The sequence below is a fragment of the Tsukamurella hominis genome (assembly GCF_965137015.1).
Lineage (GTDB): Bacteria > Actinomycetota > Actinomycetes > Mycobacteriales > Mycobacteriaceae > Tsukamurella > Tsukamurella hominis.
Map to the genome: position 1 here is coordinate 61,119 of NZ_CBCRZG010000015.1, position 9,109 is coordinate 70,227.

The 9,109-nt window shown below is 71.4% G+C and carries 12 protein-coding genes; 6 read left to right on the plus strand and 6 right to left on the minus strand.

All coding sequences use genetic code 11. The annotated features are described in order from the left end of the window. The first annotated feature begins 47 nt into the window (after positions 1-47). From ACM9LD_RS17780 to ACM9LD_RS17800, 5 genes are read left to right on the plus strand one after another with little or no spacing between them, the layout of a single operon-like run. On the plus strand, positions 48-986 hold the full coding sequence (locus ACM9LD_RS17780) for a LysR substrate-binding domain-containing protein (RefSeq protein ID WP_415677898.1): 939 nt from the start codon (positions 48-50) through the stop codon (positions 984-986). 5 nt (positions 987-991) lie between these two features. Then, positions 992-2,095 (plus strand): mandelate racemase/muconate lactonizing enzyme family protein, encoded by a 1,104-nt coding sequence (locus tag ACM9LD_RS17785; protein WP_415677954.1) that lies wholly within the window; start codon positions 992-994, stop codon positions 2,093-2,095. Between the two features lie 52 nt (positions 2,096-2,147). After that, a complete protein-coding gene (catA, locus tag ACM9LD_RS17790) occupies positions 2,148-3,002 on the plus strand; it encodes a catechol 1,2-dioxygenase (protein WP_415677899.1) in 855 nt (284 codons plus the stop codon). Next, positions 3,002-3,292, plus strand: a complete 291-nt coding sequence (gene catC, locus ACM9LD_RS17795; protein WP_415677900.1) for a muconolactone Delta-isomerase — start codon at positions 3,002-3,004, stop codon at positions 3,290-3,292. The genes catA and catC overlap by 1 nt, the downstream gene beginning before the upstream one ends. Then, positions 3,285-4,094 carry an alpha/beta fold hydrolase gene (locus ACM9LD_RS17800; RefSeq protein WP_415677901.1) on the plus strand — a complete coding sequence of 270 codons (810 nt, stop codon included), beginning with the start codon at positions 3,285-3,287 and terminating at the stop codon, positions 4,092-4,094. The genes catC and ACM9LD_RS17800 overlap by 8 nt, the downstream gene beginning before the upstream one ends. Before the next feature lie 3 nt (positions 4,095-4,097). On the opposite strand, the gene ACM9LD_RS17805 is transcribed toward ACM9LD_RS17800, so the two are convergent. Genes ACM9LD_RS17805 through fdxA form a run of 5 tightly spaced genes read right to left on the minus strand, consistent with a single transcriptional unit; the run spans position 4,098 to position 7,114 of the window. Next, positions 4,098-4,499: a hypothetical protein gene (locus ACM9LD_RS17805; protein ID WP_415677902.1), complete on the minus strand. Its 402-nt coding sequence runs from the start codon at positions 4,497-4,499 to the stop codon at positions 4,098-4,100. After that, positions 4,486-4,764, minus strand: a complete 279-nt coding sequence (locus ACM9LD_RS17810; protein ID WP_415677903.1) for a hypothetical protein — start codon at positions 4,762-4,764, stop codon at positions 4,486-4,488. Before ACM9LD_RS17810 ends, ACM9LD_RS17805 begins: the two co-directional genes overlap by 14 nt. An 18-nt stretch (positions 4,765-4,782) precedes the next feature. Beyond that, positions 4,783-5,679 (minus strand): multinuclear nonheme iron-dependent oxidase, encoded by an 897-nt coding sequence (locus ACM9LD_RS17815; protein ID WP_415677904.1) that lies wholly within the window; start codon positions 5,677-5,679, stop codon positions 4,783-4,785. Then, entirely contained in the window at positions 5,679-6,779 is a 1,101-nt protein-coding gene (dapC, locus tag ACM9LD_RS17820; RefSeq protein WP_415677905.1) for a succinyldiaminopimelate transaminase, read from the minus strand. Before dapC ends, ACM9LD_RS17815 begins: the two co-directional genes overlap by 1 nt. Positions 6,780-6,781: 2 nt before the next feature. After that, positions 6,782-7,114, minus strand: a complete 333-nt coding sequence (gene fdxA / locus ACM9LD_RS17825; protein WP_068524555.1) for a ferredoxin — start codon at positions 7,112-7,114, stop codon at positions 6,782-6,784. A gap of 126 nt (positions 7,115-7,240) precedes the next feature. Here fdxA and ACM9LD_RS17830 point away from each other — a divergent pair, with 126 nt between their 5' ends. Continuing rightward, positions 7,241-8,437 (plus strand): NupC/NupG family nucleoside CNT transporter, encoded by a 1,197-nt coding sequence (locus ACM9LD_RS17830; protein ID WP_415677906.1) that lies wholly within the window; start codon positions 7,241-7,243, stop codon positions 8,435-8,437. Positions 8,438-8,565: 128 nt separating this feature from the next. Here the strand turns inward: ACM9LD_RS17830 and ACM9LD_RS17835 are convergent, their stop codons facing one another. Then, on the minus strand, positions 8,566-9,102 hold the full coding sequence (locus ACM9LD_RS17835; RefSeq protein WP_415677907.1) for a Uma2 family endonuclease: 537 nt from the start codon (positions 9,100-9,102) through the stop codon (positions 8,566-8,568). Positions 9,103-9,109 lie beyond the last annotated feature (7 nt).

The following is a 9,109-nucleotide window of genomic DNA, read 5'->3' on the forward strand; positions in this document are numbered from 1 at the left end:
GGACGGAATAGGTCCTGGTCTTTCCCAATCGATGCTCCTACCGTGAGATGCACATCACATCGACCACCGAGGAGGACGCCGTGGAGCTGCGACACCTGCGCCAGTTCCTGGCCGTCGCGCAGACCGAACACTTCGGCCGCGCGGCGGACGGACTGCACATCGCCGGCCCCGCGCTCTCGCGCACCATCCGGCAGCTCGAGACCTCCCTCGGCACCCCGCTCTTCGAACGCACCACCCGCCAGGTCGAGCTCACCGAGGCCGGCCGGGTCTTCGCCGCCGAGGTCCGCCGGATCCTCGCCGAGCTCGACGGTGCCGTCGGCCGCGCCCGGCTGATCGGGCAGGGCGCGAGCGGCGTGCTCCGCGTCGGCGTCACGGGCTCCGCCTCGTACGGTGTCCTCCCCCGCGTGGTCCGCCGGGTGAAGTCCGCTCTCCCGGACGTCGAGCTCACCATCGACACCGAGATGCTGACGCCGGTGCAGGCCGCCGCCCTCATCGACGGCCGGCTGGACCTCGCGCTGCTGCGCACCCCCGTCGCCGTCGAGGGCATCGCCCACCGCGTGCTCTTCGCGGAGCCCCTGATCCTCGCCCTGCCGCAGGGGCACCGGTTCGACGGGGACCCCGACGTCACCGTCGCCGACCTGCAGGATGAGGCGTTCGTGACCTACCCGGCGGACACCGGCTCCGTCGTCGACGGCGCCGTGGTCCGGACGTGCGCCGCGGCGGGCTTCACCCCGCGCCGCGCCCACCAGGTTCCGCAGACCTCCACGCTGCTCGCACTCGTGGCGGCGGGCCTCGGCATCGCCCTGGTCCCCCGCACCGCCAGCTCCATCCAGCTCCCCGGCGTGCACTTCGTGGACCTGCCCGCCACCGAGAGCGTCGAGCTCGCCCTCGCGTGGCGCGCCGCCGACGACTCGCCCCTCCTCGCCCGCGTCCTCGAAGCGCTGGGCGGGACCGACCTCACCGACGAACGGGAGACGGCCGCATGACCGACCTGCGCATCACCGCCATCGAGGCGATCCCGTACCGGATCCCCTACGTCAAGGCGCTGAAGTTCGCCTCCGGCGAGGTGACCCACGCCGACCACGTGCTGGTGCGGGTGCACACGGCGGACGGCCTCGTCGGACATGCCGACGCGCCGCCGCGGCCCTTCACCTACGGCGAGACCCAGGCCGGGATCGTCGCCGTGATCGACGGGATCTTCGCGCCGCAGCTCGTCGGGCTCGACGCCGACCGGCGCGCCGTCCTGCACGCCCGGATGCATCGCACCGTCGGCAATCCCGCGGCGAAGGCCGCCGTCGACATGGCCGTCTGGGACGTCCTCGCGCAGGCTTGGGGCACCTCGGTCAGCCGCGCCCTCGGCGGCCACACCGACCGGATGCGGGTGTGCCACATGCTCGGCTTCGACGCGCCCGCCGCCATGGCCCAGGAGGCCGCCGCCGTCCGGGACCGCTACGGCATCACCACGTTCAAGGTGAAGGTCGGACGCCGCCCCGTCGACCTCGACGTCGACGTCGTCCGCGCCCTGCGGAACACCCTGGGCGACAAGGCCGAGCTGTACATCGACGGCAACCGCGGCTGGACGGCCTCGGAATCGCTGCGCGCCCTGGACATGCTCGCCGACGCCGGCCTCACCCTGGCCGAGGAGCTGTGCCCCGCGGACGACGTGCTCGGCCGGCGTCGGCTGGTGGCGAACTGCCGCATCCCGTTCGTCGGCGACGAATCCGTCACCACCCCCGCGGAGGTCACCCGCGAGCTGCTCGGCGGCGGCGCCACCGCCGTCTCGATCAAGACCGCCCGCACGGGATTCACCGGCTCGCAGGAGATCCTGCACCTCGCCACCGGCCTCGGGGTGGAGGTCGTGATGGGCAACCAGATCGACGGCCAGCTCGGCACCGCCTGCACCGTCGCCTTCGGCGCCGCCCAGGCGGCCACCAGCGCCCGCGCCGGCGAGCTCTCCAACTTCCTGGACATGGCCGACGACCTGTTGACCGAGCCGCTCCGCATCGTCGACGGCGAACTGGCGGTCCCCTCCGGCCCCGGGCTCGGCGTCACCGTCGACCCCGACAAGCTCGCGCACTACCGCCTCGACGGATAGCGCCGTCGCCCTCAGCCTCAGTCACAACATCAGCCCACCCGAGGAGAAGATCATGACCACCACCGAATCCGAAGCCAAGGCCGCCGATTCCGGAGCCGGCGCCACCGCCGCCTTCCTCAAGAAGCAGGGCGCCGGCGCGGACACCCCGCCCGAGCGCGTCTCGCAGCTCGCGACCGAGGTGATCACCGCCGTGCACGACGTGGTGCGCCGGCACAAGGTGACCTACGCCGAGTACGACGCCGTGAAGTCCTGGCTCATCAACGTCGGCCAGGACGGCGAATGGCCCCTGTTCCTGGACGTCTGGATCGAGCACGTCGTCGAGGAGGTCGCCAACGCGCACCACCAGGGCAACAAGGGCACCATCGAGGGCCCGTACTACGTGCCCGACTCCCCCGTGATCGGCGCCCGCGGCGCACTCCCCATGCGCGAGAACGAGTCGGGCACCCCGCTCGTCTTCTCGGGCCAGGTCCGCGACCTCGACGGGAACGCCCTGCCCGGCGCGAAGATCGAGATCTGGCACGCCGACGCGGACGGCTTCTACTCCCAGTACGCCCCCGGCCTGCCCGAGTGGAACCTGCGCGGCACCTTCGTCGCCGACGAGGACGGCCGGTTCGAGATCACCACCATCCGCCCCGCGCCCTACCAGATCCCCACCGACGGCTCGTGCGGCAAGCTCATCGCGGCCGCCGACTGGCACGCCTGGCGGCCCGCCCACCTGCACCTCAAGGTGTCGGCGCCGGGCAAGGACCTGCTCACCGCGCAGCTCTACTTCCCCGGCGACGCACACAACGACGACGACATCGCCTCGGCCGTGAAGCCCGAGCTGGTGCTCGATCCGCAGCCCGCCGCCGATGGCAACGGCGAGACCGTGGTCTACGACTTCGTGCTCGATCCGGAGACCCGCTGATGGCGCTGTTCGCGGTGCGCATGGACGTCGCCATCCCCGACGACGTGGACCCGGCTGTCCGGGCCGAGACCATCGCCACCGAGAAGGCCTACAGCCAGGAGCTGCAACGCGGCGGCGAGTGGGTGCATATCTGGCGCATCGTCGGCCAGTACTCCAACATCTCGGTCTTCGACGTCGTCGACAACGAGCGGCTGCACGAGATCCTCTGGGGCCTGCCACTGTTCAAGTGGATGACCGTCGAGGTCACTCCCCTCGCCGGCCACCCGTCGGACATCGCGCTCGATGGCTGAGCGGGTCCTGCGGACCCGGCACGGCCCCGTCGGCACCACCGTGGCGGGCGACGGGCCGACCGTGTTGCTGCTCCACGGCTTCCTGTTCTCCCGCGCCATGTGGGCACCGCAGCTGGCCGCGCTGGCGGGCGCCGGCTTCCGCGGCGTCGCTGCCGACCTGCTCGGCTTCGGCGATACCGCCCCCGCGCCGCCGGGCGGCGAGATCCCCCTGCACCACCACGCGGAGGCCGCGCTCGACGTCCTCGACGCGCTCGGGGCCGATCAGTTCTCGGCGGTCGGCTACTCGATGGGCGGCCAGGTGGCGCTCGAGGTCGCGGACCTCGCCGGCCCGCGGCTCGAACGGCTCCTGCTCAGCGACACCTTCGCCGGCCTCGACACCCCCGAGGTCCGGGCCGCGCGGCGCGCGCTGGCCGACCGGCTCGAGGCCGAGGGCACCGTCCGGTACGGGGAGGAGTTCCTGCCGGCCGTGCTCGGGCCGACCACCGTCGCGACGCGGGCGGGGGTGTGCGAATCGGCTCGCGCCATGATCGCCGCGGCGCCCCCGGCCGGTGCGGCGGCGGCCCTTCGCGGCCGGGCCGGGCGGCGCGACCTCACCGCGGTCGCGGGCGGATTCGACGGCGCAGCGCGGGTCGTGGTGGGCGCGGAGGACGTCTTCGACGCCGGCGTCCTGGGCGCGGGCCTGGCCGCGGCGCTCGGCACCGTCGACCTGCACGTGCTCCCGGACACCGGGCACAGCCCGTCGCTGGAGACGCCCGAGCTCTTCGACCCGCTGCTCCTGGACTTCCTCCGAGCCGCCCGGTAGCCGTCAGGCGCCGTAGACCCGGCCGCCGACGCGCACGACCGGGCGACCACGCGCCACGGACCAGCGCCGGGCGCCGCTGCGCACCGACTCGACGGCCACCCACGCGCGCTCGGGCTCCGTGCCGTGCGTGCGCAGCCACGCGACGTACGCGCGGGCGTCGTGGGCGGAACAGTCCGCCTTCGGGTGCGCCGCCGCGTAGCCGACGAAGCCGCGCGGCCAGCCCGGCAGGGTCTTCAGCGCGGGGAGCGCCCTGGCCGCCGAGCCCGCGCGCTTCACCGCGAGGACCCGGGCGGTCAGGGCCGCGCCGCCGGCGTCGAAGCCCGCCGGCACCCGGCCGGCGAGCAGATCGGTGAGCACCGCCGCCTGGCGGTGCCGCAGCCGGTCCCGCGCCTCAGGAGGAACCACAGCTGCTCGAACTGCTCGACGAGCTGGACCCGCAGCTGCTGGAGCCGCAGCTGCTCGCGCTGCAGTTGGAACCGGAGTCGTGGCCCGAATGGTGCGAGCCGCCGTCGGAACCGCCGAAGAACCAGGCCGAACCGCCGCCGTCGCCCGAGGAGCCGCCGCGCCGGCGGGACCGCCCGCCGCGCCGCCCGCCGCTCTGACCGCCCGCGATGGACACGCATACGGCGATCACTGCGAAGATCACGAAGAACACCACCACGGCTTCCATCCCGCACCTCCTCGTCGTTCAGTCGATCCCGAGAACCTCTCGTAGGCACAGCATCTCGTGCCGGACCGCGGATTCGATCACGGACTCGTCACGTTCCAGCAACACTCCGGGCAACGCGCCCCCACCTGCGGAAACGCCCCCAAGAGAACGCTGTGAATCACGCCAGACCGCGAGCAGATCCAGAACTTCCGGACATATCGGATCGGCGTGGGTGTCGAGGTAGAGCCCCTTGTCGAAGCGTCCGCCCGCGATGTGCACGTAGGCGACGGCCTCCAGCGGGTAGCGCCGCAGTTCCGCAGCGGCGTCCGCTCCGCGCGCCGTGCAGGAGGCGTAGACGTTCGCCAGGTCGAGGACCAGGCGCACCCCGGTCCGGTCGACCAGCTCGCGCAGGTAGGCCGGCTCGTCGTAGTGGTCCTCGGGCCACGCGAACAGCGCGGCGATGTTCTCCAGGGCGAGCGGCACGGGCAGCACCGCCTGCACGGCACGCACGTTCTCCACGAGCACGTCGAGCGCCTCCGGGGTCCGCGGCGCCGGCATGAGGTGCCCGGCCTCCAGGACGTCGTCGTGGGGCCCCGGCGCGTCCTCGGCGGGAGCGTCGTCGAGCCCGACGGTGCCCGCCCGCACGAAGGCGACGTGCTCGCTGACGAGCGGCGCGTCCAGCGCCACCGCGAGGTCGGCGAGCCGCCGCACCCGGCCGGGATCGGGCAGGTCGGCGCCCGCGATGCCGAGCGTGACCCCGTGCGGCACCACCGTGACGCCCAGGCCCACCAGTTCCGCCAGCTCGGCGGGCAGAACGGCCGGGTCGACGTTCTCGGCCACGATCTCGGTGAACGCGACGGAGCCCGAGCGGGCACCGTCGAGCAGCATCCCGGCGAGCTCGGGCCGCCACGCGGCCGAGACCCCCGAGATCCCCATCAGGCCAGGCGCTGGGCGGCGGCGGCGATCCGCTCGTCCGTCGCGGTCATCGCGATCCGCACGTGCTGCGCGCCCCGCGGGCCGTAGAACTCGCCCGGCGCGGCGAGGATGCCGCGCTCGGCGAGCCAGTCGACGGTGTCGCGGCAGGGCTCGCCGCGCGTCGACCACAGGTACAGGCCGGCCTCGGAGTCGTCCACGGTGAAGCCGGCGCCGCGGACGGCCTGCAGCAGGACCGCGCGGCGGGCGGCGTAGCGGGCGCGCTGCTCGGCCTCGTGCTCGTCCACCGAGAGGGCGTACGTCATGGCGGCCTGCACCGGGAAGGGCACGATAGCGCCGGCGTGCTTGCGCACGGCGGCCAGCTCGGCGATGAGCGCCGGGTCGCCCGCGAGGAACCCGGCCCGGTAGGAGGCCAGGTTCGAGGTCTTCGACAGCGAGTGGATCGCGATCAGCCCGGTGGTGTCGCCGCCGCAGACGCGCGGATCGAGCACCGAGACGGGCTCGGCCTCCCAGGCCAGGCCCAGGTAGCACTCGTCGGAGGCGACGATCGCGCCGCGCGCACGGGCCCACTGCACCACCTTGCGCAGGTGGTCGACGCCGAGCACCTTGCCCGTCGGGTTCGACGGCGAGTTCACGAAGACCAGCGCCGGCCGCTCCGGGCCGAGCTGAGCAGTACCGTCGGCCCGCACCGGCCGCGCCCCGGCGAGCAGCGCACCCACCTCGTACGTGGGGTACGCGACCTCGGGGATGACCACGACGTCACCGCTTCCGAGCCCGAGTTGCGACGGCAGCTGCGCGATCGCCTCCTTGGTCCCGATCACGGGCAGGATCGCGTCCTCCGGCAGCGCGACGGTGCCGTACCGGCGGCTCAGGGCCGCCGCGGCCGCCTCGCGCAGCGCGAGGGTGCCGATCGTGGCCGGGTAGCCGGGGAACGCGGAGCCCTCGTAGAGGGCGCGGCGGATGGGCTCGGCGACGGGGTCGACGGGGGTGCCGACGGAGAGGTCGACGATGCCGCCGACGTGCGCCGCGGCCTTCGCCTTCGCGCCCGCCAGGGTGTCCCACGGGAAGTCCGGCAGGCCGGACGCCACGGGCACGCGCGGCACGATCAGTGCTCGGTGTCGGTGTTCATGGGCGGGAGCGCCTTGATGAAGGGGTGGTCGTAGTCGATCTTCCCCTGCTTGGCGGCGCCGCCGGGCGAACCGATCTCGTCGAAGAAATCGATGTTCGCGGTCACGTACTCGGCCCACTCGTCCGGCACGTCGTCCTCGTAGAAGATGGCCTCGACGGGGCACACGGGCTCGCAGGCGCCGCAGTCCACGCACTCATCCGGCTGGATGTACAGCATCCGGTTGCCCTCGTAGATACAGTCGACGGGGCACTCCTCGATGCATGCCTTGTCGAGCACATCCACACAGGGCTCTGCGATGGTGTACGTCACCTGTCATCTCCTTCGCACCGACTGCTTCCACCCGACAGTATTCCGCGCCGCTGGAACGTGTCACAAAGAAGTGTCGCCTAACCTGCCGGTGTGTGATTTCATTCACCAGTGCACGTAATCGTCGGTGTGTTCGGACTCGTCGTCTTCCTCCTCCTCGCGTACCTCCCCACGCGGAACGTCGCCATGCTCAAGAAGAAGGCGCCGTACATCCTGGGGATGCTCGCGATCCAGTTCGTGCTGGGCCTCATCATGCTCAAGACGCCCGTGGGCAAGTTCGTCATCGACGGGCTGTCGGCGGGATTCAAGCACCTCCTGAGCTACGCCCACGCGGGCACCGCTTTCGTCTTCGGCGGCCTCGTCGACTTCAAGGACGAGAACGGGGGCACCCCGTTCTTCCTCAACGTGCTCACCCCGATCATCCTGATCTCCGCGCTCATCGGCATCCTGCAGTTCGTCAAGGTGCTGCCGCTGATCATCAAGTACCTGGGCCTGGCGCTGTCCAAGATCACGGGCATGCCCAAGCTCGAGTCGTTCAACTCGGTGAGCTCGGCGATCATCGGCCAGTCCGAGAACTTCATCGCGATCAAGAAGATCCTGCCGACGCTCTCGGCCAACCGCCTGTACACGCTGTCGGCGTCGGCGATGTCAACCGTGTCGATGTCCATCGTCGGCTCGTACATGGCGATGATCCAGCCGAAGTACGTGGTCGCGGCCATCGTGCTCAACCTCTTCGGCGCCTTCATCGTGGTCTCGCTCCTGAGCCCCTACGAGATCGAGCCCGAGGAGGACGTGTTCGCCGCCCCCGAGCAGAAGAAGCAGTCCTTCTTCGAGATGCTCGGCGAGTACATCCTCGACGGCGCGAAGGTGGCGCTCACCGTCGCCGCGATGCTCATCGGCTTCGTCGCGCTGATGGCGCTCGTCAACGGCGTCTTCGCCGCGTTGTTCGGCGGCACCACCTTCCAGGACGTCCTGGGCTACGTGTTCGCGCCCCTGGCCTGGCTCACCGGAGTCCCGTGGAGCGAGTGCACCACCGTGGGCAGCCTCATGGCCACCAAGCTCGTGACCAACGAATTCGTCGCGATGCTCTCGTTCACCGAGCAGAATCCCGGCGGCCCGCTGGTGCTCTCGGCCCGCGGCGAGGCCATCATCCAGACCTTCCTGGTCTCGTTCGCGAACTTCAGCTCGATCGGCATCATCGCCGGCGCCGCCAAGTCGCTCGCCCCCGACCAGGGCGACCAGATCGCCAAGTTCGGCCTCAAGCTGCTCTACGGCGCGACCCTGGTCTCGTTCATCTCCGCGACGGTCGTCGGGCTCATCTCGTAGTTCCAACGGCGCGCTCCGGACCCGGCCGGGACGGGTGGGAGCACTGCCGCTCGCTTAGACCTCGTCCGCTCGCCTAGCGGCTCGCGGCCTCCGATGCGCTCGACGGCAGTGCTCCCACCCATCCTTCGTCACGTCAGTGCGGTCAGGTCCACGCGGAGGTCGAAGGGCACCGTCGTCGTGAATTCACCTGTGGAGGTTGCGCCTTCGTATCGGCCGTCGCGGAGTATGAGGGCCTCGATGCTCGGGCCGCCGTCGAGGTCGACGATCCAGTAGTGCGGGATGCCCGCGTCGGCGTATTCGCTGCGCTTGGTCACCACATCCTGGCGACGGGTTCCGGGCGAGAGGATCTCGACGATGAGCAGCACCTGATCCGCAGACACCTCGCGACCCGCGTCCGCCTTCCGGACGGACAGATCAGGCCGACGCACGGTCGGCGGAAACGACGAGTCGATGATCACATCGAGGTCGGGCGCCACCTTCCAGGCGGCGGGTACCACGGGGCCGACCTGCAGAATGAGCGCGGTGATCGCGTCTTGATGCGACGGCCTTGGACTCGGAGACACGATCAGGACCCCCTCCTGAAGCTCCGACCGCACCGCCGTGTCCTCCCCCAAGGCACGCCAGTCGTCCAGCGACATCAAGTCGACTCTCCGAGCTGCGGTCATGCGCCGA

Excerpts from the sequence above, each read along its gene's own strand:
- ACM9LD_RS17780 (WP_415677898.1), top strand. The coding sequence starts at position 48 with ATGCACATCACATCGACCACCGAGGAGGACGCCGTGGAGCTGCGACAC.
- catA (WP_415677899.1), top strand. The coding sequence starts at position 2,148 with ATGACCACCACCGAATCCGAAGCCAAGGCCGCCGATTCCGGAGCCGGC.
- catC (WP_415677900.1), top strand. The coding sequence starts at position 3,002 with ATGGCGCTGTTCGCGGTGCGCATGGACGTCGCCATCCCCGACGACGTG.
- ACM9LD_RS17800 (WP_415677901.1), top strand. The coding sequence starts at position 3,285 with ATGGCTGAGCGGGTCCTGCGGACCCGGCACGGCCCCGTCGGCACCACC.
- ACM9LD_RS17810 (WP_415677903.1), bottom strand. The coding sequence starts at position 4,764 with ATGGAAGCCGTGGTGGTGTTCTTCGTGATCTTCGCAGTGATCGCCGTA.
- ACM9LD_RS17815 (WP_415677904.1), bottom strand. The coding sequence starts at position 5,679 with ATGGGGATCTCGGGGGTCTCGGCCGCGTGGCGGCCCGAGCTCGCCGGG.
- ACM9LD_RS17835 (WP_415677907.1), bottom strand. The coding sequence starts at position 9,102 with ATGACCGCAGCTCGGAGAGTCGACTTGATGTCGCTGGACGACTGGCGT.